Origin of the sequence: Donghicola mangrovi (assembly GCF_013377535.1) — a bacterium.
In the GTDB taxonomy this organism is placed as follows: Bacteria; Pseudomonadota; Alphaproteobacteria; order Rhodobacterales; family Rhodobacteraceae; genus Donghicola; species Donghicola mangrovi.
Genome location: NZ_JABCJE010000002.1, coordinates 89,802 through 113,326, shown reverse-complemented (window position 1 = coordinate 113,326; position 23,525 = coordinate 89,802). Strand labels below are relative to the sequence as shown.

At 62.9% G+C, this 23,525-nt stretch carries 19 protein-coding genes and 1 riboswitch; of the genes, 4 read left to right on the top strand and 15 right to left on the bottom strand.

Annotated elements, in window-relative coordinates:
- Nucleotides 1–129: 129 nt before the first annotated feature.
- From gcvP to HJ536_RS05015, 9 genes are all read right to left on the bottom strand, one after another.
- Nucleotides 130–2,979, bottom strand: coding sequence for an aminomethyl-transferring glycine dehydrogenase (gene gcvP, locus HJ536_RS05055; protein ID WP_177156915.1), 2,850 nt, complete (start codon nucleotides 2,977–2,979; stop codon nucleotides 130–132).
- A 7-nt stretch (nucleotides 2,980–2,986) separates the two neighbouring features.
- Complete coding sequence (gcvH, locus tag HJ536_RS05050) at nucleotides 2,987–3,346, bottom strand: glycine cleavage system protein GcvH (RefSeq protein WP_177156914.1); 360 nt, start codon at nucleotides 3,344–3,346, stop codon at nucleotides 2,987–2,989.
- 21 nt (nucleotides 3,347–3,367) lie between these two features.
- Nucleotides 3,368–4,474 carry a glycine cleavage system aminomethyltransferase GcvT gene (gene gcvT, locus HJ536_RS05045; RefSeq protein ID WP_177156913.1) on the bottom strand — a complete coding sequence of 369 codons (1,107 nt, stop codon included), beginning with the start codon at nucleotides 4,472–4,474 and terminating at the stop codon, nucleotides 3,368–3,370.
- A gap of 137 nt (nucleotides 4,475–4,611) precedes the next feature.
- Nucleotides 4,612–4,700: riboswitch (glycine riboswitch) on the bottom strand.
- Nucleotides 4,701–4,831: 131 nt separating this feature from the next.
- A complete protein-coding gene (gene cydX, locus HJ536_RS05040) occupies nucleotides 4,832–4,954 on the bottom strand; it encodes a cytochrome bd-I oxidase subunit CydX (protein WP_176854077.1) in 123 nt (40 codons plus the stop codon).
- Between the two features lie 13 nt (nucleotides 4,955–4,967).
- Complete coding sequence (gene cydB / locus HJ536_RS05035) at nucleotides 4,968–6,119, bottom strand: cytochrome d ubiquinol oxidase subunit II (RefSeq protein WP_177156912.1); 1,152 nt, start codon at nucleotides 6,117–6,119, stop codon at nucleotides 4,968–4,970.
- Nucleotides 6,120–6,124: 5 nt separating this feature from the next.
- On the bottom strand, nucleotides 6,125–7,735 hold the full coding sequence (locus HJ536_RS05030) for a cytochrome ubiquinol oxidase subunit I (RefSeq protein ID WP_176854075.1): 1,611 nt from the start codon (nucleotides 7,733–7,735) through the stop codon (nucleotides 6,125–6,127).
- Nucleotides 7,736–7,870: 135 nt separating this feature from the next.
- Nucleotides 7,871–9,505 (bottom strand): amino acid ABC transporter ATP-binding/permease protein, encoded by a 1,635-nt coding sequence (locus HJ536_RS05025; protein WP_177156911.1) that lies wholly within the window; start codon nucleotides 9,503–9,505, stop codon nucleotides 7,871–7,873.
- On the bottom strand, nucleotides 9,502–11,154 hold the full coding sequence (gene cydD, locus HJ536_RS05020) for a thiol reductant ABC exporter subunit CydD (protein WP_177156910.1): 1,653 nt from the start codon (nucleotides 11,152–11,154) through the stop codon (nucleotides 9,502–9,504). Before cydD ends, HJ536_RS05025 begins: the two co-directional genes overlap by 4 nt.
- 59 nt (nucleotides 11,155–11,213) lie before the next feature.
- Complete coding sequence (locus HJ536_RS05015) at nucleotides 11,214–11,960, bottom strand: ABC transporter permease (protein ID WP_176854072.1); 747 nt, start codon at nucleotides 11,958–11,960, stop codon at nucleotides 11,214–11,216.
- Nucleotides 11,961–12,067: 107 nt separating this feature from the next.
- Here HJ536_RS05015 and HJ536_RS05010 point away from each other — a divergent pair, with 107 nt between their 5' ends.
- Nucleotides 12,068–14,161, top strand: a complete 2,094-nt coding sequence (locus tag HJ536_RS05010; RefSeq protein WP_177156909.1) for a 4Fe-4S binding protein — start codon at nucleotides 12,068–12,070, stop codon at nucleotides 14,159–14,161.
- A complete protein-coding gene (locus tag HJ536_RS05005) occupies nucleotides 14,158–15,018 on the top strand; it encodes an FAD:protein FMN transferase (protein WP_177156908.1) in 861 nt (286 codons plus the stop codon). The genes HJ536_RS05010 and HJ536_RS05005 overlap by 4 nt, the downstream gene beginning before the upstream one ends.
- Before the next feature lie 59 nt (nucleotides 15,019–15,077).
- On the opposite strand, the gene HJ536_RS05000 is transcribed toward HJ536_RS05005, so the two are convergent.
- From HJ536_RS05000 to pedF, 6 genes are all read right to left on the bottom strand, one after another.
- Nucleotides 15,078–15,869 (bottom strand): FAD binding domain-containing protein, encoded by a 792-nt coding sequence (locus tag HJ536_RS05000; RefSeq protein ID WP_177156907.1) that lies wholly within the window; start codon nucleotides 15,867–15,869, stop codon nucleotides 15,078–15,080.
- Between the two features lie 93 nt (nucleotides 15,870–15,962).
- Nucleotides 15,963–18,326, bottom strand: coding sequence for a xanthine dehydrogenase family protein molybdopterin-binding subunit (locus tag HJ536_RS04995; protein ID WP_176854068.1), 2,364 nt, complete (start codon nucleotides 18,324–18,326; stop codon nucleotides 15,963–15,965).
- Nucleotides 18,327–18,398: 72 nt separating this feature from the next.
- Complete coding sequence (locus tag HJ536_RS04990; RefSeq protein ID WP_176854067.1) at nucleotides 18,399–18,884, bottom strand: (2Fe-2S)-binding protein; 486 nt, start codon at nucleotides 18,882–18,884, stop codon at nucleotides 18,399–18,401.
- 62 nt (nucleotides 18,885–18,946) lie between these two features.
- Nucleotides 18,947–19,498: an SRPBCC domain-containing protein gene (locus HJ536_RS04985; protein WP_177156906.1), complete on the bottom strand. Its 552-nt coding sequence runs from the start codon at nucleotides 19,496–19,498 to the stop codon at nucleotides 18,947–18,949.
- A 97-nt stretch (nucleotides 19,499–19,595) separates the two neighbouring features.
- Complete coding sequence (locus tag HJ536_RS04980) at nucleotides 19,596–20,507, bottom strand: substrate-binding periplasmic protein (protein ID WP_176854065.1); 912 nt, start codon at nucleotides 20,505–20,507, stop codon at nucleotides 19,596–19,598.
- A gap of 1 nt (nucleotide 20,508) precedes the next feature.
- Entirely contained in the window at nucleotides 20,509–21,207 is a 699-nt protein-coding gene (pedF, locus tag HJ536_RS04975; RefSeq protein WP_177156905.1) for a cytochrome c-550 PedF, read from the bottom strand.
- Nucleotides 21,208–21,387: 180 nt separating this feature from the next.
- On the opposite strand from pedF, the gene HJ536_RS04970 reads away from it, so the two are divergent.
- Together HJ536_RS04970 and HJ536_RS04965 are read left to right on the top strand one after the other, a co-directional pair.
- Entirely contained in the window at nucleotides 21,388–22,557 is a 1,170-nt protein-coding gene (locus tag HJ536_RS04970) for an ABC transporter substrate-binding protein (protein ID WP_177156904.1), read from the top strand.
- Between the two features lie 3 nt (nucleotides 22,558–22,560).
- Nucleotides 22,561–23,523: a YVTN family beta-propeller repeat protein gene (locus tag HJ536_RS04965; RefSeq protein WP_177156903.1), complete on the top strand. Its 963-nt coding sequence runs from the start codon at nucleotides 22,561–22,563 to the stop codon at nucleotides 23,521–23,523.
- Nucleotides 23,524–23,525 lie beyond the last annotated feature (2 nt).

The following is a 23,525-nucleotide window of genomic DNA, read 5'->3' as shown; positions in this document are numbered from 1 at the left end:
AACACCGGCCGAACGATCAGCCCGCCCTTCCCCTTTCTGCTTTGTAAAAATACTCAAAATCCAACAGCCACCACAGGCGTCCCCGAATGAAAAAGGGCCCCGACCGTCACCAGCCAGAGCCCCTCATTCTTATTCAGCCGCGTCGGCGTAGTCTTCCATCGGCGGACAGGTACAAATCAGGTTCCTGTCCCCATAGACGTTGTCCACCCGCCCAACGGGGGGCCAATACTTGTCCACGCGGAAGCTGCCCGCAGGGAAGCACCCCGCCTCGCGGGTATAGGGGCGATCCCACTCCCGGACCAGCGACGCCACGGTGTGCGGCGCATGCTTCAGTGGGTTGTTCTCGGCGTCCATCTCGCCCCGCTCGATCGCCGCGACTTCTTCGGCAATGTCCCGCATCGCAAGGATAAAGCGGTCCAGCTCGGCCTTGGTTTCGGACTCGGTGGGCTCGACCATCAGGGTTCCCGCCACGGGGAAGCTCATGGTCGGTGCGTGGAAGCCGTGGTCCATCAGACGCTTGGCCACATCGTCCACGGTCACGCCAGAGCGGTCCTTGAAGGGACGGGTATCCAGAATGCACTCGTGCGCCACGCGGCCCGAGCGCCCCTTGAACAGCACGTCATAGTGACCGGCCAACTGGCTGGCGATGTAGTTTGCGGACAGGATCGCCACTTTGGTCGCTTGGGTCAGACCCGCGCCGCCCATGGCCAGACAGTATGCCCACGAAATCACCAGAATAGACGCCGATCCCCAAGGCGCGCCCGACACAGGGCCGGTCGCGCCGCCGGTTTCCGGATGGCCGGGCAGATAGGGGGCCAGATGCGCCTTGACGCCAATCGGGCCCATGCCGGGGCCGCCGCCGCCGTGCGGGATGGCAAAGGTCTTGTGCAGGTTCAGGTGGCTGACATCCGCGCCAATCTCGCCGGGTTTCACAAGACCGACCAGCGCGTTCAGGTTCGCTCCGTCCAAATACACCTGCCCGCCATAACGGTGGGTGATCGCGCACACCTCGCGCACGGTTTCCTCGTACACCCCGTGGGTCGACGGATACGTGATCATGCAGGCCGCCAGATCACCGCCAGCCTTTTCGGCCTTGGCGCGGAAGTCCTCGAGGTCGATGTCGCCGTTTTCCAGCGCCTTCACGGGCACAACCTTCATCCCGCACATCTGGGCAGAGGCAGGGTTGGTGCCGTGGGCCGAGGTCGGGATCAGGCAGATCTTGCGGTGCGCTTCGCCGTTGGCCTCGTGGTAGGCCATGATGGTCAGCAGACCCGCATATTCACCCTGCGCGCCCGAGTTCGGCTGCATCGACATCGCGTCATAGCCGGTGGCCATGCACAGAATGCGGCTAAGGTCATCGACCATCTCCGCAAAACCGGCGCGTTGGTCCGCAGGGGCGAACGGGTGGATCGCGCTGAACTCGGGCCAAGTGATCGGGGCCATCTCGACCGCCGCGTTCAGCTTCATGGTGCAGGACCCAAGCGGGATCATCGCACGGTCCAGCGCCAGATCACGGTCGGACAAGCGGCGCATATAGCGCATCATCTCGGTCTCGGCGCGGTTCATCTGGAAGATCGGGTGGGTCAGGTAATCGCTGCTCCGAACCAAAGCATCTGGCAGACGGTACGCCTGATGGGCTTCGTCAAACGCGCGGGTGATGCCAAAGGCCTCCCACAGGCGTTCGATGGTTTCGCCGCGGGTGGTCTCGTCGATCGAGATGCCCAGACGGGTCTTGCCGACCTTGCGCAGGTTGATCTTGCGGTCCAGCGCGGCCTGATAGATCACGCCCTGCATGGGGCCGACCTCGACCGTGATGGTGTCAAAGAAGCCGGCGGGGGTGACGGTGAAACCGGCCTGTTCCAGACCTTCGACGAACTGCACGGCAACCGCGTGGATACGCTGCGCGATGGCTTTCAGGCCCTTGGGACCGTGGAAAACCGCATACATGCCAGCGATGACGGCCAGCAGCGCCTGCGCGGTACAAACGTTCGATGTCGCCTTCTCGCGGCGGATGTGCTGCTCGCGGGTTTGCAGGGACAGGCGGTAGGCGGGCGTGCCGTGGCTGTCCACGGACACACCGACGATCCGGCCGGGCATGGAGCGTTTGTATTCGTCGCGGCACGACATATAGGCCGCGTGGGGGCCGCCCCCGCCAAGGGGCACGCCAAAGCGCTGGGTGCTGCCCACGGCAATATCCGCGCCCATTGCGCCCGGCTCTTTCAGCAGGGTCAGCGCCATGATGTCCGCCACCACGATACCAAGGGCACCGGCGGCGTGCAGGGCTTCCATCTGCGGGGTGAAATCGGTCAGCTCGCCATAGGTGCCGGGGTATTGGAAGATCGCGCCAAAGACCTGATCGGCCTGCATGTCCGCCGGGTTGCCGACCAGCACTTCGATCCCCAAGGGGGCGGCGCGGGTCTGCATGACGGCGATGTTCTGCGGGTGGCAGTTTTCATCGACAAAGAACGCCTTGGCTTTGGACTTGGCCAGACGCTCGGCCATGGCCATGGCTTCGGCGCAGGCGGTTGCCTCGTCCAAGAGCGAGGCGTTGGCGATTTCCAGACCGGTCAGGTCACAGACCATGGTCTGGAAGTTCAGCAGCGCCTCAAGACGGCCCTGAGAAATCTCGGGCTGATAGGGGGTGTAGGCCGTGTACCACGCAGGGTTTTCCAGAATGTTGCGCTGGATCGCGGGCGGGGTCACGGTGCCATAGAAGCCCTGCCCGATCATCGACGAATGCACGGTGTTCTTCTTGGCAATCTGGCGCAGGAACCACGTCAGTTCGCGCTCGGATTTGGGCGCGCCGTATTCCAGCGGGTCCGACTGACGGATGCTGGCGGGCACGGTTTCGTCGATCAGGGCATCCAGACTGTCTGCCCCCACCGCCTTCAGCATTTCGGCCATTTCCTCGGGCGAGGGGCCGATATGACGACGGTTGGCGAAATCATAGGGATCGTAGTCGGTGGGGGTAAACGTCATGTCAGCCTCAGCCTGCGTAGTCTTTGTATTCGTCGGCGCTCATGAAGCCGTCGATCACGCTGGTGTCTTCAACCTTGATCTTGAAGAACCAAGCCGCCCCCAAGGGGTCCTCGTTCACGAGGCTGGGGTTGTCCACGATGTCCTGGTTCACTTCGACGATCTCGCCGTCGACGGGGGCGCAGATGTCGGACGCGGCCTTGACCGATTCAATCACAACGATCTCGTCGCCCTTTTCCACTTCGTCACCCACGTCGGGCAGTTCGACGAATACCAAGTCACCCAGCTGGTGGCTGGCGTGTTCGGTGATGCCGACCACCAGCAGGTCGCCTTCGATTTCGAGCCATTCATGTTCTTCGGTGAATTTCATCGGGGTCACTCCAAGAGGGTCTTAACGTTTGAAGGTATTGGGCACGAAGGGCAGATCCACGACCTGCACCGGCATCCGTTTGCCGCGCACATCACCGAACAGGCGCGTGCCAGCCGCCGCAAATTCCGTGGCGACATAGGCCATCGACATGGGCGCGTTCAGCGTGGGGCCGAAGGCGCCGCTGGTCACCTCGCCGATCGGGTCGGCGGCGTCTTCGGTGGCGTAGATCAAGGTGTGGGCGCGCATGGGGGCGCGGCCCTCGGGGGACAGGCCTACGCGGGTGCGGGGCGCGCCATTGGCGATCTGGTCCAGAATGATCTCGGCACCGGGGAAGCCCCCTGCCCGTTCACCGCCCGCGCGGCGGGTTTTCTGGATGGCCCAGAGGAGGTTCCCCTCGATCGGCGTGGTGCCGGCGTCAATGTCGTTCCCGTGCAGGCACAGGCCAGCCTCCAGCCGCAGGCTGTCGCGGGCCCCAAGGCCGATGGGCTCGACCGCATCCAGCGCGATCAGGTCTCTGGCGAATTGGGTGGCGGTGGCTTCGGGCACCGAAATCTCGAACCCGTCCTCGCCGGTATAGCCGGAACGCGACACCCAGAGCTCGCCGTAAGGGCTGTCCACGATGGCGACGTCCATGAACTTCATCTCGGGCAGCGCGGGGGCGACGGTTTTCAGCGCCTCTTCGGCGGCAGGCCCTTGCAGTGCCAGCAGCGCGCGGTCGGTGATTTCCTGCACGCCATCCATGTGGGCCTTCAGGTGGGCAATGTCGGCGGCCTTGTTGGCGGCGTTCACGACCAGCAGCAGATGATCGCCACGGTTGGCGAACATCAGGTCGTCCAGAATGCCTCCCTGATCGTTGGTAAAGAAACCATAGCGCTGGCGCCCCTCGGCCAGACCCAGCACGTTCTGGGGGATCAGCGCCTCGAGTTGCGCACCGGCATCGGCCCCACGCAGGATCACCTGACCCATGTGGCTGACGTCGAACAGACCAGCGGCGGCGCGGGTGTGCAAGTGCTCTTTCATCACGCCAAGCGGATACTGAACGGGCATCTCATAGCCCGCGAACGGCACCATTTTCGCACCCAATTCCAGATGCAGGTCAAACAACGGTGTGCGAAGCAAATCGCTCATCGGTCCTCCGGTTCTTCCGGAGCAGACCTCCGGCATCGTGTTCATGCGGAGAGCTCCGCCTCGATGCCCCCTCTGTCCTTGTCGCCTGAGATCGCTATCCCTTCGGCGGACGCAAACGCGCCTCTCTCCAGAGTGTTTGAGTAGGAAGGTTCTTTTGCCTGAGAGTTTACCGGGGCGGTTGCTCCTTCGGCCCTGAGAGTGCCTCAGCGTCTCCCGTTCCTGTCGCTTTTGATAGAAGAACGGTCGAATATTCGCAACGGGATTCGTGAGTGTCCTCCACAGATTTTTCGCGCCTGCAGAAACGCAAAACGGGGCGCCCCCAAGGACACCCCGCTTTTCAGTCACTTAGAGCGCGACTCAGTGTTTGATATCGGTCTCGTCGGCCATTTTCGCGTCTTCGCGCAGCTCCAGCCACATGGCGTTCAGAACCGCGATCAAAGCCGCCAGCGGAAGGCCCAAAATCCAAGCAAAATACCACATTTTTCTGGTCTCCTTAGTAGAGGGTTTCGCCGTTGGCGTTCACGTCATCCTCGGTCACTTTGCCCCACAGGACGCTGTAAACCCACGACGTGTACATCAGGATGAGCGGCATAAAGATCACCGTCGCCACCAGCATCACGAACAGGGTCAGGTGCGAACTGGACGCGTCCCAAACGGTCAGCGAGCTGTTGGGTTCGGTGCTCGAGGGCAGGATGAACGGGAACATGGTCAGGCCCACGGACGACACCACACCAAGGATGCCGAGTTTGGACCACAGCAGGGTCGTTGCCTCGCCGCCCGAGGTTAGGCCACGCAGCGCCATCAGCATCCCCGCAAAGCCCATGATCGGGGCCGCGATGATCCACGGACGGGCGGAATAGGATGCCATCCAGCTGCCGCCTTTGGACACCTCGCTCAGGAGCGGGTTCGAGGGGCCGTCAACCGCCACCGCATTCACCAGCGCATAGCCATCAACCATGAGCGCCATCCAAGCGCCAGCGACCGCATAGCCGATGATCGCCACCGCCCCTGCCGTGGTGCCAAAGCGGCGGGCACGGGACTGGATGCGGCCTTCGGTTTTCAGGTTCAGCCAAGCTGCGCCGTGCATGATCAGCATCGACAGCGACACCACGCCGGTCAGCAGCGCAAAGGGATTCAGAAGGCCCCAGAAGCTGCCCTCGTAGATCGGCATGAGCGAGGGGGTCAGGTGGAACGGCACGCCGCGTAGGACGTTGCCAACGGCCACGCCAAAGATCAGCGCAGGCACCGCGCCCCCTGCGAACAGGGCCCAATCCCACGCGCTGCGCCATGCGGGCGACGGACGCTTGGAGCGGTACTTGAACGCGACGGGACGCACGATGAACGCGGCCAGAACGATGAACATCGCCAGATAGAAGCCGCTGAAGGACACCGCGTAAAGGGGCGGCCAGGCTGCGAAAATCGCCCCGCCCCCAAGGATGAACCACACCTGGTTGCCTTCCCACACGGGGCCGACGGTGTTGATGACCACGCGGCGCTCGGTATCGGTTTTGGCGACGAACGGCAGCAAGGCCCCCGTCCCCATGTCGAACCCGTCGGTCATGGCGAACCCGATCAGCAGAACCCCCAGAAGGACCCACCAGATCACGCGAAGAAGATCATAGGAAATCAGATCATGAAGGATCATGTCAGTTACTCCGCAGGGCCGAATTCGGGGATATTGCCGTCATGGGTACGCAGACGGTGTTCATGCTTGGCCATCCACTGGTCGGTCACGGACACGTCCTGCGTCGGGCCTTTTTTGATGTATTTGATCATCAGACCCATCTCGACGATGAACAGCACCGTGTAGAAGATCGCAAAGCCCGCGATGGTCAGCAGAAGCTGCGTCACGCTCAGGTGGCTGACAGACAGTGCTGTCGGCAGGATGCCGTCCACGGTCCACGGCTGGCGGCCGTATTCGGCCACGATCCAGCCCATCTCGGCGGCGATCCAAGGCGCGGGGATCATCGCAACCGCAATCCGCAGGGCCCAACGCGGGAAGCGCATGCCGTTGAACGATGCAGTCACGAAGAAGTAGCCAAGCACCACGATGAACGACATCCCCAGACCCACCATGATCCGGAAGGACCAGAACATCGGCCAGACATGGGGCACGGTGTCATTCGCGGCCATCTTGATCTGTTCGTCGGTGGCCTGACGGGGATCGTCCAGATAGCGCTTCAGCAAGAAGGCATAGCCCAGATCGTCGCTATGGGCCTCGAAGGTCTCCATCACGTCTGCGGGGGTGTTGGCCTGCTGCTCTTGAATGGTCATCAGCGCATCATAGGCGATCAGACCCGAGCGCACGTTCTCTTCGTTCTTTTCGACCAGTTCGGCGATGCCGGGGATTTCCTCGGTCAGCGAACGGGTGCCGATCAGGCCCATGACATAGGGGATGTGCACGGCGTAATGGGTCTCGCGGGCCTCCTGATCGGGCAGACCAAACAGGGTAAAGGACGCGGGTGCAGGCTCGGTTTCCCACATGGCTTCGATGGCGGCCAGCTTCATCTTCTGGTTCTGACCGGCGTCATAGCCGCTCTCGTCCCCCAGAACCACAACCGACAGCGCAGCGGCCAGACCAAAGGACGACGCCACAGTGATCGACCGACGGGCCAGTTCCACATGGCGGCCTTGCAGCAGGTACCACGCCGAAACCCCCAGCACGAACATCGCGGCGGTCACGTAACCGGCGGACACGGTGTGCACGAACTTGGCCTGAGCCACTTCGTTAAAGACCACCTCGAAGAAGCTGGTCATCTCCATCCGCATAGTCATCGGGTTGAATTCCGCACCCACAGGGTGCTGCATCCAGCCGTTCGCAATCAGGATCCAGAGCGCCGAGAAGTTCGAACCAATTGCCACCAGCCACGCCACCATCAGGTGCTTCACGCGGCTCAGCTTGTCCCAGCCAAAGAAGAACAGGCCCACAAACGTCGCCTCGAGGAAGAAGGCCATCAGGCCCTCGATCGCGAGGGGCGCGCCGAACACGTCACCGACGTAATGGCTGTAATAGGCCCAGTTCATGCCGAACTGGAATTCCATGGTGATCCCTGTCGCGACACCAAGCACGAAGTTGATGCCAAAAAGAGTTCCCCAGAATTTGGTCATCTGCCGCCAGATGGGGCGGCCGGTCATGACCCAGACCGTCTCCATGATCGCCACAAGGATCGAAAGACCCAAAGTCAGCGGCACGAACAGAAAGTGATAGAGTGCCGTCATTGCAAACTGCAATCTGGACAGCTCTACGACATCGAGTTCCATTGTCTGCTCCTGAATGCGCGGGAAAACCTATCCCGCAGATTAAGATTTCAAGAGACACATCACATATTATGAATGAATGCGGCTTTGATCTGGGTCAAAACCTAATTCCCTGACATAGCAATGGAAGGCGGTATTTTACCGCAAGGTAATTACCCGCGTCGCCAGCGCCCGATCACAGGCCCGATGGCTGGCAATAAGTATCGCAGACTTAGGTAAATAAGCCCGAATTCCCTTAAGAACGGTGGTTGCGGTGGCCTCGTCCAGACCTTCGGTCGGCTCGTCCATCAGCAGCACAGGGGGGCGTCCGGCGATGGCACGGGCCAGTGCGACACGGCGCCGCTCTCCGCCCGAGAGAGCATTTCCGCGCGAACCAAGGCGCGTTTGCAGGCCGTCCCGCGATTTGGCGAATCCCGCCATTTGAACGATGTCCAAAAGGTGCCAAGCCTCGGCCTCGGTCAGGGCGGCGTTGCCCAGACGCAGGCTGTCCATCAGCGTGCCGTCCATCACAGTGGTCCGCTGGGGGACAAAGCCCAGACGCCCGCGCAGGTCCTCTTCGGCGTGGTCGGCCAGGGGGGTGCCCCCGATACAGACCTTGCCGCGATCGGGCGGCAACAGCCCCGCGATGACGTTCAGCACCGTGGTTTTCCCCACGCCCGAGGGGCCCGCCAGCAGCGCCATCTCCCCGGCTTCAACCGTCAGGGAAAGGGTATCGATCAGCGGGCGGATGGCCACGCTGCGCAAGTCCAGCGGCGGCACGACCATTGGCTTCGCATCATGGCGGGGATGCAGCTCCGGCACGGTTTCGGGGATATCGCCCATCACACGGCGGGCCGAATCCGCGATCCGCCCGAATTCCGAAATCCCGCGCGCCAGAGGCATCAGCGCCTCGGACAGGGCCAGGGCCGCCAGCACGCCGGTCATGGCAAGGGGGGCGCTCAGCACTCCGTTCGTCACGGCCATGAACCCCAGCCCCAAGGCCCCCGCGACCGCCGTTTGCACGGTCGCCGTCACCCAGAATTGCGCGGCCCGCTCGATGCCATCGCGGTGGGCCCGCGCCTTGGCCAAAGCATTGGCCGCGTGTCCCGCATGGGCGATCTGGCGGTCCAAAGCATTGTAAACGGTCAGGTCCGCGCGGGCGGCAAAAGCGTCATTGGTCCGCGCCCGCACGGCTTGCAGCGCCCGCTCTGCGCGGCGGGCCACCGGCAGCGCCTGAGGGCCGAACCGCAGCCCGATCCCCAGCGCGCCGATCCCGTAGACCGCTCCGATCCACAGGGCGACCGTGCCGCTGACCAGCACCGCCAGCCCGATCACCGCCACGATCAAGGTCAGCGCCCCCGCCACCGCCGGCAGGAACAGGCGCAGCGTCACCCCGTCCAAAGCATCCACATCCGCGATGAGGCGGTTCAGCGCGGCCCCTGCCCTTGCCCGCTCCAGTCGGCGCAGGGGTTGGGACATCAGCCCGCGCAGTAGGCGCAAACGCACCGCCACCAGTGCCTTGAGCGTAGCGTCGTGGGTCAGCAGGCGTTCACCATAGCGCGCCCCCGTCCGGCCCAAAGCCAGCGCCCGCACACCCGCGCTGGGGCGAAAGACTTCGAAGGCCAGCCCCGCACCCGCCAGACCCGCAGCGGCCGCCGCCGTGATGAACCACCCCGACAGGGCCAGCAGACCAACGCCCGCCAGCAGAACCAGAACCGTCAGGGCACCGCCCTGGACCATCGCACCGCGCGCGGACCCCAGACACAGCTTCAGAACGCGCTTCATGGATGTCATGCGGCTTCCTCCAGAATGGCGGGGCTGATCACCTGATCACAGGCAGCCACCAGTTCGGGATCGTGGGTCGCCAGCACCAAGAGCACCCCTTTGGCGCGCAAATCCAGCAGGGTCTTGCGCACAGCCGCAGCGGTGCCTTCGTCCAGATCGGCGGTGGGTTCATCCACCAACAGCACGTCCGCTCCGGCCAAGAGAGCACGGGCCAAAGTCAAACGCCGCGCCTCGCCCCCCGACAGACCAGCGCCGGTTTCGCCAAGGGTTTCGTTGATCCCGTGGGGCAAGCGCATCACCTGCGCCTGAATGCCCGCCGCCCTCAGGGCCGCTTGCACTTGGTCGGTGGTAGCGTCAGGGCGCGCCAGTTTCAGGTTCGCCAGAACCGAAGCGTTCATGAAATGCGGCGATTGGGGCATCCAGCCGATGCGCGCGCGCCAACCGCCCGCCGTTGTGTCGTCCAGCGCCTGACCGGCCACGGTGATCCGGCCCGCATAGGCGGGCATGAGGCCAGCCAAAGCCGCCAGCAGCGTGGTTTTCCCCGACCCGCTTGGGCCAGAGATCGCCAGCGCCTGCCCGGCCTTGGCGCGGAAATCGGGATAGCGGATCAGCTGGTCGCCCACGCGCAGGGTCAGCCCCAAAACATGGATCTGCACCTCGCCCTTCAGCGGGTCGGCGGCGGTCACGCCCACCATCCGCGCGGCATCATGGTCGCGCCACGCAATCACTTCGTCGGCCACGGCCATCGCAGCAGCGCGGTCGTGCCACGCGGCGGACATGTCGCGTAGGGGGGCAAAGAATTCGGGCGCGATCAGCAGCAGGAACACCCCGGACCACACGGTCAGCGGCCCACCCCAAGTGCCAAACCCGATCTGCCCCAGTAGAGAAAAGCCCACGAACACCGCCATCATCGCCACACCCAGCGCAGCAAACAGCTCCAACGCGGTCGATGTCAGGAACGCGATCTTCAGCACCGCCATCGTCCGGCGGCGCAGGTTATCGGTGGCATTGGCGAAATCGTCCAGAACCGTCGTCTCGGCCCCCAAGAGGCGGATGTCGATCAGGGCACCCACACGCTCGGACAAGAGCGCGCCAAGGGTGCTCATCTGGTCCAGCTGCCGTGCGCTGGCTTGCTGCGCGGCCATCCCGACCAGCGCGGAAAACACAGGGATCAAGGGCCCCGCCACCAAGAGTATCGCCCCAGCGGCCCAACTGATCGAAAACGCCACGACCAGCAGCACGAGCGGCACAACCATCGCGCGCCGCCGCGCAGGGCCAAAGCGCAGGATCGCAGGGCGCAACATCTCGAGCTTTTCGGACACCAGACCGGCCAGAACCGCGGGCGACTCCGTGCCGCGACGGGACAGCTCGGTGCTGATAATCGTTTCGCGCAGGGCCTTTACGTGGCGTTCTGCAAGCGCGGTCAGCCGGGCTGACGACCACCGCTCTAGCGCCGCGCGGGCCAGACCCAACCCCAGCACACCGCCAGCGGCCAAGCCCACCAGACCCGCGTCCAAAGCCCCCGACACAGCCCGCGCCACGACAGTTGCGATTAGGGCCGCCTGCCCCAACCACGCAAAGGCACCAACCAGTTGGGCGGTTTCTGCGGCCTTGTCCCGAGGGACGGCGATGTCTTTTGCTGAGCCTTGGATATTCATTCTGATCTGCTAGCCCCCCGCATCGGCAGGGACAAGCACCCTCCCTGCGACATAGCGCACTAGGCACGCCGCCATGCGCTGGAACGCTGCTCCCATCTTTGGACGATGGCATACTCGATCACCAGCATCAGCGCCGTGAAACTGAGCGCATAGGCCAGAACCGAGGCCGTATCGAACAATTGGAAGTAGAGATGGATCTGGAACCCAACTCCGTTCGACCTTCCCAGAAATTCGACGACCAGTACGATCTTCCATATGACTGCCAATCCGTTTCGCGTTGATGCCGCCACAAAGGGGCCGAGCTGCGGCCAGATCACATGCCGCAACCGCGCGGCCAGAGGCATCCGGTAGACCTGCGCCATATCCGCGACCCCGCGGTCCAGCGCACGGACGCCTTCCCTTATGGTAACGGTGACCATTGCGAATTTATTTAACGCAACCGCGATGATAGCGGCCGTTTCGTTCAGGCCGATCCACAGATAGCACAGCACGATCACCACCAGCGCCGGCACGTTGAGCAGCACCGTCACCCACGGGTCAAGCCAGCGGTTCAACCGCTCTGACTGCCCCAGAACCAGCCCCAGAAAGCCGCCGCTGACCATCGCCAGCACAAAGGCCAACAGGACCCGCCGCAGGGTCGCGCCCATGTGGACCCATAGCTTGCCGCTGCGAGCGTGGTCGATGATCACGGACAGAACTTCGCCGGGATAGGGCAGCACCATGGGATCGGCCGTCAGCCAAGCGCCCACAAACCACACCGCCAGCAGCCCTGTCAGCGACAGGACCGTCACGCCAGATTTCGCCATCCGGTCTCTCCTCCCTTGGGCGATCAGCCTAGCGCAGCCTAGCACAGGATGCCCCAAGACCAAGGTCGCATAGGGTAACAATTCGATCGGTGCTTAAGGTTCGCGTTATGGGAGATTTCAAGTTCATATGGGCCGCGCTTGCGTGGTTTTTCTGGGTGTCGTGCAGTTTGGCGCAGGCGTTGCCGCGCGAACGCATCGAGGATTTTATTGCGCCGCCCATGTCTTTGGGCGAGCAGCTGAATGATCAGGGGCTGTGGCAACTGCTCAATTCCGGCGGGGCCGAGGCGGGCTATGTCTTTGAAACTGCTGTGATGGCGCCCTTGCCGGGCTTTTCCGGCGGGCCGATCAACATGCTGGTCGTGCTGGACCTGAACGGCACCTTTCTAGACGTCAAACTGATTTCCCACAACGAGCCGATCTTTGTCTCGGGCCTAGGCGAGGCTCCCTTCCGCGAGTTTCTGGAGCAGTATCGCGGCCACTCGATCAGTGACAGTATGGTCGTCGGCACCCCCTATGGCGGGGCCACCGATGGCGGCGCGCTGGTCTATCTGGACGGCGTGACCAAGGCCACAGCCTCGGTCCGGATTGCGCACGAATCCATTCTGGGGGCCGCGCTGCAGGTCGCCCGCGAAAAGATGCAGGGGATATCGTCCGGTCCGCCCGCCTATCCGAACCCCGACTATACCGAAGATCTGGATTGGAACGACCTGATCGACCAAGGGCTGGTCGGCCACATCACCTATTCCAACGCGCAGGTACAGGAGCTGTTCGCCGGAACCCTTTGGAAAACCGACGATCCTATCGCCCTAGAAGAGCCCGACGCCCCCTATCTAGACCTGTGGCTGATCGACCTTGGCCCCACCAGCATCGCCCGCGCCGTTCTGGACCAAGGCACCTTTGACGAACTGCAGCACTTTATGTCGATCTCGACCACGGACGAGCCTGTGCTGGTCATCGACACCGCCCGCCACGGGTTGGTGTCCGAGGATTTCGTGCGCAACACCGCCCCCGACTGGATCAGTGTCCATCAGGACGGCTTGCCCATCGCGATGCGTGACGCGGATATCTATGTGGGCCTGAACGACGCCCTGCCCGAGGCATTGCACGACGGCGCCGCGATGATCCTGCGCACGGACCGCCGCTTGGGGTTCGATCCCACCCGCGACTGGACCATGACCCTGCAAGCGGTCCGCCAGCACGGGATGTTCCAGCCGGAAACTGGCTCGCTCGGGCTGGACATCACCTATCACGCCGATGAACGCTTCTACGCCCGCGCCGGCCAAGTCGCCCGCCTGTCTCCCTTCGAAGAAGCCATTCGCAACCGTCAGACCGACCTGATCATACTGGCCGCGGGCCTGCTGATCCTGATCCCGACGCTGCTGTTCGCCCAATCGCGGCTCGCAGGCACGCGGATGTTTACCCCCATTCGCCTAACCGTTCTGGCCGCCGTGATCGGCTTTGTCGGCTGGTGGGGCCAAGGGCAGCTGAGCATCGTGACGCCCCTTGCCGCCCTGCAAACGGCGCTGGCGCAGGGCTCGTTTGCCTTCTTGCTGTATGACCCGTTTGGGCTGGCGGTCTGGGGCGCGGCGATCCTCGGGTTTGTGCTGTGGGGGCGTGGGCTGTTCTGCGGGTGGCTGTGTCCGTTCGGCGCGATGCAGGAATTCGCCCACCATCTGGGCCGCCTGCTGCGCCTGCCCCAGATCACGGTTAACGCCCGTTGGGATCAGCGACTGAAGGCGCTGAAATACATCGCCCTCGCCGGTCTGGTCGCCGTCACCGTCCTGTCCCCCCAGCACATGGACAAAGCGGTCGAGATCGAGCCCTTTAAAACCGCGATCACCACGTTCTTCGTGCGCGAGTGGTACTATGTGGCCTATGCCGCCCTGTGGCTGGTGCTGGGGCTCTTCGTGTTCAAGGGCTTCTGCCGCTATCTCTGCCCCCTCGGGGCGCTGATGGCCATTGGGGGTGCGCTGCGCCTGCGCCGCTGGATTCCCCGCCGCGTAGAATGCGGCACGCCCTGCCAGCTGTGCCGCGTGAAATGCAACTATGGCGCCATCAAGAAGACCGGTGAAATCCAGTATTCCGAGTGTTTCCAGTGCCTTGACTGCGTGACCATCCACGACAGCCCGACCCAGTGCGTGCCCTTGATCCTGGCCGCCAAGTCCGCGAAACGCCGCCCCACCGTGGAGCCTGCCGAATGAACCGCCGCCGTTTCCTGAGCCTTTCTGCCGCCTTTGCCTGTGCACCCGCTTTGGCGCAGGCGTCCACATGGTCCGGCATCGCGCTTGGGGCCGAGGTCAGCGTGACCCTGCACGGCCCCCGCGATATGACCGCCCCCCTGCTGGCCGCGATCCCCGCTCGCCTACGCGCGATCGAGGCACAGTTTTCGCTCTACCAACCCTCGGCCCTGACGCGGCTGAACGAAACGGGGCAACTGGACCTGTCCCCCGAGTTCGCCGACCTGACCGCGCTGTGCGACCGCGCTCACCTGCTGACCGGCGGCCTTTTTGACCCCACGGTGCAAACCCTCTGGCACGCCGCCGCAACAGGCACCCAGGCGGACCCCACCCGGATCGGCTGGCACCAAACCCACCGCACCGGCCACACCCTGTATCTGGGCCAAGGCCAACAGATCACCCTGAACGGCATCGCCCAAGGCTACGCCACCGACCTGATCCGCGCCGACCTACAGCGCGCAGGTGCCACCAAGGCGCTGATCAATATCGGGGAATTCGCCGCCTTGTCCGGCCCGTTCCACTTGGGCCTCTCGGACCCGCAACATGGGCTGGTCGGTCAAACCACCCTGACAGATGGCGCCGCGGCAACCTCCAGCCCCTCGGGCACCCTTATCGCGGGGCAGCCCCATATCATGGGCCCCGCAGGCCAGCGGCCGCTTTGGTCCACGGTCAGCATCACCGCCGACAGCGCCGCCATGGCAGACGCCCTGTCCACGGCAGCCTGCATGATGCCCCTGCCCGATCTGCGCAGCCTGAAACAGGCCGCAAACCTGCACCGCATTCAGGTCGTGGATCACCAAGGCAACCTGACCACCCTCTGAACAGCCAAAAGGCGCGCCGGTCTCCCGACGCGCCCTTTTTGTTTATCGTACCAGCAGCCTTAGCTGGCCGCCGCAACCGCCCGCTTGGTCATCACCGCGATCAGATGCGCGCGGTATTCCGGCGTGCCGTGCAGATCGCCAATCATGCCGTCCGCAGATACCGACAGACCGTTCAGCGCATCGGGGCTGAAGTTCGCGCTCAGCGCTTTTTCGGCCTCGGTCCAGCGGAACACACCATCGTTCGACGCGCCGGTGACCGCCACGCGAACCCCGTCCGCGAACTTGGCCACAAACACGCCGACCAGCGCGAAACGCGACGCGGGCTGCACGAACTTCTGGTAGTTCGCCGCCTGCGGCACGGGGAAGCGCACCTCGGTGATGATTTCGCCCTCTTCCAGAGCGGTCGAGAACAGCCCCTGGAAATAATCGTCCGCCGCAATCTCGCGGTTATTGGTCACCACGGTCGCGCCCGAAGCCAGCACCGCCGACGGATAGCACGCCGCCGGATCGTTGTTGGCCACGCTACCACCGATGGTGCCACGGTTGCGCACCGCAGGGTCACCGATGTTGCTGGCCAGAGCCGACAGCGCCGGATATTTGGACGCTGCCTCGGCCGCCACCACCGCATGAGGGGTCGCGCCACCAATGCAGAGCTGGCCCGCATCATTGGTGCAAACGCCCTGCATCTCGGCAATACCGGTCAGGCTGACCAGCTTGGACGGCATCGCCAGTCGCTGTTTCAGGGTGGGGATCAGGGTCTGACCGCCCGACAAAGGCTGCGCTTCGTCATCCGCCAGTGCGGCAACGGCCTCTGCGACGGTGGTCGGTTTTTCAAAGTCGAATGCGTACATATCGCTCCTCCTGAAGTCGCAGTTTCCTGCTTCTTCTTTGTAGAAATACTCCGGGGGTCCGGGGGCTTGGCCCCCGGTCCGCCCTCTCCGTCATCAGTCTTGCATCGCAGCCCAGACGCGCTGGGGCGACAGGGGCATATCGATATGCAGCACGTTTTTGCCACCGGACTGGATCGCGTCGATCACAGCGTTGACCACTGCGGGCGGCGATCCGATCGCACCGGCTTCGCCGCAGCCCTTTACACCCAGCGGGTTGTGGGTACAGGGCGTCGCGCAGGAATGGTCGACCACATAGAAGGGCACGTCCTCGGCGCGGGGCATCGCGTAGTCCATATAGGACGCGCTCAAGAGCTGGCCTTCGCTGTCGTAGACACAGTTTTCCAGCAGCGCCTGACCGATACCCTGACCGATCCCGCCGTGAACCTGACCTTCGACGATCATCGGGTTCACCACGTTGCCGAAGTCGTCCGCTGCCGCGAAACGCTCGATGGTGACCTTGCCGGTCTCAGGGTCCAGTTCCACTTCGCAGCAATACGCACCCGACGGGTAGGTAAAGTTCGACGGGTCATAGAACGCGGTCTCTTCGAGGCCGGGCTCGATGTCCTCGAGCGGATAGTTGTGGGGCACATATGCCGCCAAGGTCACATCGCCCCAAGCAACCGACTTGTCGGTGCCGGCCACGCTGAACTTGCCGTCCTTGAGCTCGATATCGCCTTCGGAGGCTTCCAGCAGGTGGCTGGCGATCTTCTTGGCTTTCTTGATGATCTTCTCGGTGGCACGGACCATCGCCGATCCGCAAACCGCCAGAGAGCGCGAGCCATAAGTGCCCATGCCGAACGGGATCTTGGAGCTGTCGCCGTGGACGATCTCGATCATCGACTCGTCGATCCCGAGCATGTCTGCAACGACCTGCGGGAACGCCGTTTCGTGGCCCTGACCGTGGCTGTGCGCCCCGACCATGACGCTGATCGAGCCGGTCGCGTTCACACGCACCGTCGCCGCATCATAAAGGCCCGCACGCGCACCAAGCTGACCAACCAGGTTCGAGGGCGCGATACCGCAAGCCTCGATGTAGCAGTTGATGCCTAGACCGCGCAGCATGCCTTTGGCTTCGGATTCTTTGCGGCGCGCGTCGAAACCGGCCAGATCGGCGATCTCTTCGAGCTTGTCCATGGTCGCAAAGTAGTTGCCGGTGTCGTACTCGACCGCCACGGGCGTCGCATAGGGGAACTCCGAAATGAAGTTCTGGCGGCGCAGGGCGATGGGGTCCACACCCAGTTCACGGGCAGCTTTGTCCACCACGCGCTCCAGCTGATAGGTCGCCTCGGGGCGGCCTGCGCCGCGATAGGCGTCAACGGGAACGGTGTTGGTGAACACGGCCTTCACGTTCACATAGATTAGGGGCGTCTTGTAGTTGCCCGCCATCAGTGTGCCGTGCAGCCACGTCGGAACCGAAGGCGCAAAGGTAGACAGATAGGCGCCCATGTTCGCGTAGGTTTCGGTGCGGATCGCGGTGAAGTTGTTGTCCGCATCCAGTGCCAGTTCGATCTTGGTCACGTGGTCACGGCCATGAGCGTCCGACATGAACGCTTCGGAACGCGATGCGGTCCACTTCACGGCGCGGTTCAGCTTGCGCGAGGCAAAGGTCACAAAGGCTTCTTCCGCATAGTGGAAGATCTTGGTGCCAAAGCCGCCGCCCACATCGGGGGCTACAACGCGCAGCTTGTGCTCGGGGATGCCCAGAACGAACGCGCCCATCAAGAGACGGATCACGTGGGGGTTCTGGCTGGTGGTATAGAGGGTCGACTCGTCGTTGGCGCGGTTATAGTCGCCAACGGCCACGCGGGGCTCCATCGGGTTTGCGACCAGACGGTTGTTGATCAGCTCCAGCGTGGTGACGTGGGCGGCGTTCTTGATCGCCTCGTCCACGGCGGCCTTGTTGTCCTCGACGAATCCCCAGTCGTAACAGAGGTTCGAGGGCAGCTCGTCATGTACCTTGGCAGCGCCTTCGTTCAGGGCGGCCTTCATGTCCACAACGGCGGGCAGTTCCTCGATGTCCAGCTCGATGGCTTCGGCGGCATCGCGGGCCTGCTGCAGGGTGTCTGCGACAACGGCGGCGATGGGGTCACCGACGTGACGAACCTTGCCGCGGGCCAGAACGGGGTGGCCGGGCTCTTGCATGGGCTGGCCGAAACGGTCGGTCACCTGCCAACCGCAGGGCAGACCACCGACGCCTTCGAAGTCGTCGCCGGTGAAGACACGCACAACGCCCGGCATTTCCGAAGCCGCGCTGGTGTCGATGCTGTTGATCCGGCCATGTGCTACGTCGGAACGCAGAAAATACACATAAGCCTGACCGTAAACGTTGATGTCGTCGGTATAGTTACCGGCTCCGGTTAGGAACCGTACGTCCTCGCGCCGCTTGCTTGCAGCGCCGATGCCTGAATCCTTCGGCATGGTCCATCCTCCCTAAAACTGTGGCGGTGTGATCCGCCATGCGACCGGCGCCTCCTCGCGCCAGAGGCCGTTTTATTCCGCAGCGATCTTGGAAACGTCCTGACCGGACGCTGCCAGAATGGCTTTGACGATGTTGTGGTAACCGGTGCAGCGGCAGATGTTCCCTTCCAGCGCGTGGCGTACTTCGGCCTCGGTGGGGGTGGGGTTCTGCTCGAGCAGCTTGGTCGCGGTCATCACCATGCCGGGGGTGCAGAAACCGCACTGCAGGCCGTGATGATCCTGGAACGCCTGCTGCACACGGCTCATGGTACCGTCGGGGCTGGCGATGCCTTCGATTGTGGTGATGGTTGCGCCTTCTGCCTCGTGGGCAAGCATGGTGCAGGACTTTACGGCCTTGCCGTTGACGTGGACGACACACGCGCCGCACTGGCTGGTGTCACATCCCACGTGGGTGCCGGTCATGCGAAGGTCTTCGCGCAGGAACTCTACCAAAAGGCGGTTGCCTGCCACGTCTCCGCTTACGGCGCGACCGTTCACGGTCATTGATACTTTTGCCATCTAACTCCTCCCTAGCTGGCGAAATGCTGGGTCGCGATCAACTCAAATCAATCGCTGCCTGTTCAGCTGAACAGACGCTTGAAAAATCCTTTCTTTTCTTCCTGAGGCTGCTCCTCAACAGCGGTCTCCTCGGTTGCGACGGTTTCAACTGCGGGCGCTTCCTCGGCCGCAGCGTCGCCTTCGACAACGTTCTGGAAATTCTCGAAAAACTGGTCGGCCATCTTTTTGGCGAACCCGTCGATGACGCGGCTGCCAAGCTGCGCGAGCTTGCCGCCAACCTTGGCTTCGACGTCATATGTCAGCAAAGTGCCAGCACCCGAAGGCGCGAGGGTCACGGTCGCTTCGCCCTTGGCAAAGCCCGCAGCGCCGCCCTTGCCTTCGCCGCTCAGGCGCAGGGATTGGGGCGCGACCATATCGGACAGGGTGACCTTGCCAGAGAACTTCGCCTTTACGGGGCCGACCTTCTGGACAACGGTCGCATCAAAGCCCTCTTCGGGGCTGCCCTGCATTTCTTCACATCCCGGAACGCACTGGCGCAGCACTTCCGGATCAAGGATCGCAGCCCACACCGCCTCGGGGGTGGCTGCGATCTCTCGCGAGTCGTTCATGTTCACGGTAACGATCCTCCCTCACTTCCATCATCAAGCCTATGAGACGTCAGTCAAATGGCATATTAGACTAAGGGATGAGTTCACCGCATATTTAACCGGATCAGCGTACCGGCGCTTGGTGGGTCAGCCCGTAATCGGCGTAAATTTGAGCGATCCGGCCATCCGCCAGCGCGGCAGCAATCGCGTCATCCACCATGTAGGCCACGTCCTTGTAGCTTAGATGAACGCCAACGCCCAAAGTCCACTTCGACACCGCAAATCCCGCCAGCGAGGGCTGGTGAATCCCGATCGCATCGGTCGCACCGTATTCCAGCTGCGCCAGCGGCCCCATCGAGGCTTTGACCTCGTGGTTTTCCAGCGCATCCATCGCCTTCTCCATGTTGGGGAAGCGCACGATGTTGGTCATCAGCTGACCACCGGCCAGACCGGACAGATAGAAATCGGAGATGGAGTCATTCTCGACCGAGACCTTGTCGAACCGGAAATAGGCCGGAACGGGCAGATCCTCGGGGTAGCTTGCCTTGTCATAGGCAATGGCAATGCTCTCGGCGGCATATTGACCGGTAAAGGTCACCTGCTCGACACGGCATTTGAATTTGGAATCATAGGGAATGCGCATCATCACGTTCGAGACGCGGCCCCCGACGGCGGAACCCTTCCAGATGTTGTTCAACAGGTCCTGCTCTAGGTTCTCACCGGACAGCACGAAATTGAACTTGGGCTCGACGCCAATATATTCGGCGATCAGCTTGGCGATATCGACGTCAACCCCGCGGGGCTTGCCATCCTCGAGCCAGCTGTAGGGCGCGTAATCATCATAGACCGCAAACAGAATGGAGCCCTGCTCCATGATCTGGTCCAGATCCTGCCCGACGATGTCGCGGCTGGCGTTCTGGGGTTTGGCCTGAGGCGTGAAATCCGCGCATGGGTCCTCGGCATGGGCGGCGCTAACGCCGCCCACGACCAAAGAGAGAACAAGAGCGGGGAGAGAAAGGGCCCTTGCTCGCTGCATGTTAGTGAGCCGACGACAGGCCGATGGTCAGGGTCTCGGCGGCCTTATGGAAGGCATCGTCGCCACCCTTTTCCAGGATGTGCGCTGCCTTGCTGGCCACGCTGTCTGCAACCGGTGCGCCCGACAGGGTCTCGATGCCATTGCCGATTTCGGCCAGCTGATCGTGGATCGCAGCCGCGTCACCTTCGCCACCTTCGGCCATCGACGCCAGAGCGTCGCGCAGTTCCAGCAGCGCAGGGGTCTGCTCGTCGATCTGGTCCTGATCGGGACGGGTTTCGATGTAGGTACGGATCGCCCAAGCGGCCTTCTGGCCCAGCAGTTCACCGAACGCGGGCATCTTGGTGATGCCGTTCTGGGTGTAGCCCAGCTGGAAGCGCTCTACGAACCATTCGTCACCGAATTCTTCGGCCTCGAGGAAGCGCAGGTCAGGGGCCAGACCGCCCGAAACCGCACCCAAACCGTGGCAGCGTGCGCAGTTCTGGTTAAAGCCCGACGAGCCGATCTCGATCGCCTTTTCCCAGACTTCTTTGCCGGCAGCTTCTTCACGGTAGGGGTTTTCGCTCAGCCACTCTTCGCCAACGTCGGGCAGTGCATCGGTGTTCACCGGCTGGGGGGCCACGTCGCCATGAGCCAGCGCGAGGGTTGCGGTCAGGACGAGGGCAACGCCACCAAGGGCGAGCGATGAAATCTTCTTGGGCATTTGGGGTCTCCTCCGTAGTGCCGTGTTCGCGTCTTTTTTGTCAGTTATAAATGCGACCGCAGCGGACGGTATTAGACCTTGGTTGGGGGACGGTACTATCTGAAGGATACGGGCGTGAGACATTGGTCGTATTTCACCTGTGCCCCCGCCCCCATAGCGTACCCCCGAGGAGGACCCACCATGCGTTTTACCAGCGCCCTTTGTGCATTGGCTTGTGCCGTTGCGCCTGCCTTGGCGTCGGCAGAGTTGGCGATTCCGATCCATCTGATCCGTCAGCAGGTCGAGCAGCCCCCGACCCTATCGAATCTGGACCGCATCCCCGAGGATAACGGCCTGCGCGGGGCAGAACTGGCAATCATCGACAACACCACGACCGGCCGCTTTCTGGGGCAGACCTATTCGCTGACGGTTCATGATGTGCCCGTGGGCGGCGATCTGTTGGCCGAGGCCCGCGCCGCACTCGCCGAAAGCCATCTGATCGTGCTGGACGCGCCGATGCCCGATATTCTGGCCATCACCGATCTGCCCGAGGCCGAAGGCGCCCTCTTTATCAATGGCACCAACGAGGCTCCGGAACTGCGCGACAGTCAGTGCCGCCGGAACCTCTTGCATACCGCGCCGTCGATGCTGATGCGCACAGATGCGCTGATGCAATTCCTGCTGCAAAAGCGTTGGTCGCGGCTGGCCTTGGTGGCGGGGACCAATGAACGCGACCAGTCCTTTGCGGTGGCTCTGACGCGGTCGGCCCGCAAATTCGGGATGAAGATCGCCGCCTCCAAGGTGTGGGATTTCAACGCCGACATGCGCCGCAACGCCAGCGCCGAAGTGCCTCTGTTCACTCAGGAATTCGGGGATTACGATGTGCTGCTGGTCGCGGACGAGATCGGCGATTTCGGCCGTTATGTGATGTACAACACGTGGCTGCCCCGCCCCCTTGCGGGCTCCGAAGGGATCAAGCCCGTCACATGGGCGTCCGTGGTCGAACAGTGGGGCGCGGCGCAGCTGCAATTCCGTTTCCACGAACTGGCCGGCCGCGACATGCGCCCCGAGGATTACGGCACCTGGGCCGCCGTCCGCAGCATCGGCGAGGCCGTGACCCGCACCAGCTCGGACGATCCTGAAACCCTGCGCAGCTTTATGCTGTCCGACCATTTCGAACTGGCGGGTTTCAAGGGCGCGCCCATGACCTTCCGCGACTGGAACGGCCAGATGCGCCAGCCCATCGCCCTTGTCCATCCGAACGCCGTTGTGGCCCAAGCCCCGCTCGAGGGGTTCCTGCACCAACGCACCGAACTTGATACCCTTGGCCTCGACACCCCCGAGAGCCAGTGCACCGCATTCAAGGAGTAATCCATGCGCGTTTCCCTGATCGCCCTGATGCTGGCTATGGCCGCCCCCGCCTATGCGGATGAAATCTGGGTCACCAACGAAAAAGACAACACCGTCAGCGTGATCGACATCGACACGATGGAAGTGTCCCGCACCATCGAGGTGGGCGAACGTCCCCGCGGCATCATCTTTTCCAAGGACTACAAGTACCTCTATGTCTGTGCGTCAGACAGCGATGCGGTTCAGGTGATCGACCCCGAAACCGGCAAGATCCTGCACGACCTGCCCTCGGGCGAGGACCCTGAGCAGTTCGTTCTGCACCCCGACAACCGGCACCTTTATATCGCGAACGAAAATGACGCGATCACCACCGTGGTGGACACCGAATCCCGCACCGTGATCGCGCAGATCGACGTCGGGATCGAGCCCGAAGGCATGGCGATTTCCCCCGACGGCAAGATCGCGATCACCACGTCCGAAACCACGAACATGGCGCACTGGATCGATACCGACACGCGCCAGCTCTTCGCCAACACGCTGGTTGATTCCCGCCCCCGTCACGCCGAATTCGTCAAGGACGGCAAAGAGATGTGGGTGAGCACCGAGATTGGCGGCACCATTTCTGTGTTCGATGTAGCCACCCAGCAGGAAAAGGCGAAAATCCATTTCGAGCTGCCGAACATCCACCCCGACCGCATCCAGCCCGTGGGATTCGAGCTTTCCGAGGGCGACAAATACGCCTTTGTCGCGCTGGGGCCTGCCAACCATCTGGCAGTCGTGAACGCCGAAACCTACGAGGTCGAGGATTACATTCTGGTCGGTCGCCGCGTCTGGCACATGGCCTTTAACGCCGACAAGTCGCTACTGTTCACCACGAACGGCATTTCCGGCGACGTGACGGTTGTGGATGTTAACAGCCGCAAGGCTCTGAAAACCATCAAGGTCGGTCGCTTCCCTTGGGGCGCGGCATTCCGGCCCACCAATTAATC

Excerpts from the sequence above, each read along its gene's own strand:
- HJ536_RS04980 (WP_176854065.1), bottom strand. The coding sequence starts at position 20,507 with ATGCAGCGAGCAAGGGCCCTTTCTCTCCCCGCTCTTGTTCTCTCTTTG.
- HJ536_RS05000 (WP_177156907.1), bottom strand. The coding sequence starts at position 15,869 with ATGTACGCATTCGACTTTGAAAAACCGACCACCGTCGCAGAGGCCGTT.
- cydX (WP_176854077.1), bottom strand. The coding sequence starts at position 4,954 with ATGTGGTATTTTGCTTGGATTTTGGGCCTTCCGCTGGCGGCTTTGATC.
- HJ536_RS04965 (WP_177156903.1), top strand. The coding sequence starts at position 22,561 with ATGCGCGTTTCCCTGATCGCCCTGATGCTGGCTATGGCCGCCCCCGCC.
- HJ536_RS05015 (WP_176854072.1), bottom strand. The coding sequence starts at position 11,960 with ATGGCGAAATCTGGCGTGACGGTCCTGTCGCTGACAGGGCTGCTGGCG.
- cydD (WP_177156910.1), bottom strand. The coding sequence starts at position 11,154 with ATGAATATCCAAGGCTCAGCAAAAGACATCGCCGTCCCTCGGGACAAG.
- HJ536_RS05025 (WP_177156911.1), bottom strand. The coding sequence starts at position 9,505 with ATGACATCCATGAAGCGCGTTCTGAAGCTGTGTCTGGGGTCCGCGCGC.
- gcvT (WP_177156913.1), bottom strand. The coding sequence starts at position 4,474 with ATGAGCGATTTGCTTCGCACACCGTTGTTTGACCTGCATCTGGAATTG.
- HJ536_RS05030 (WP_176854075.1), bottom strand. The coding sequence starts at position 7,735 with ATGGAACTCGATGTCGTAGAGCTGTCCAGATTGCAGTTTGCAATGACG.
- cydB (WP_177156912.1), bottom strand. The coding sequence starts at position 6,119 with ATGATCCTTCATGATCTGATTTCCTATGATCTTCTTCGCGTGATCTGG.
- HJ536_RS04995 (WP_176854068.1), bottom strand. The coding sequence starts at position 18,326 with ATGCCGAAGGATTCAGGCATCGGCGCTGCAAGCAAGCGGCGCGAGGAC.
- gcvP (WP_177156915.1), bottom strand. The coding sequence starts at position 2,979 with ATGACGTTTACCCCCACCGACTACGATCCCTATGATTTCGCCAACCGT.
- HJ536_RS04990 (WP_176854067.1), bottom strand. The coding sequence starts at position 18,884 with ATGGCAAAAGTATCAATGACCGTGAACGGTCGCGCCGTAAGCGGAGAC.
- HJ536_RS05010 (WP_177156909.1), top strand. The coding sequence starts at position 12,068 with ATGGGAGATTTCAAGTTCATATGGGCCGCGCTTGCGTGGTTTTTCTGG.
- pedF (WP_177156905.1), bottom strand. The coding sequence starts at position 21,207 with ATGCCCAAGAAGATTTCATCGCTCGCCCTTGGTGGCGTTGCCCTCGTC.
- gcvH (WP_177156914.1), bottom strand. The coding sequence starts at position 3,346 with ATGAAATTCACCGAAGAACATGAATGGCTCGAAATCGAAGGCGACCTG.
- HJ536_RS04970 (WP_177156904.1), top strand. The coding sequence starts at position 21,388 with ATGCGTTTTACCAGCGCCCTTTGTGCATTGGCTTGTGCCGTTGCGCCT.
- HJ536_RS05005 (WP_177156908.1), top strand. The coding sequence starts at position 14,158 with ATGAACCGCCGCCGTTTCCTGAGCCTTTCTGCCGCCTTTGCCTGTGCA.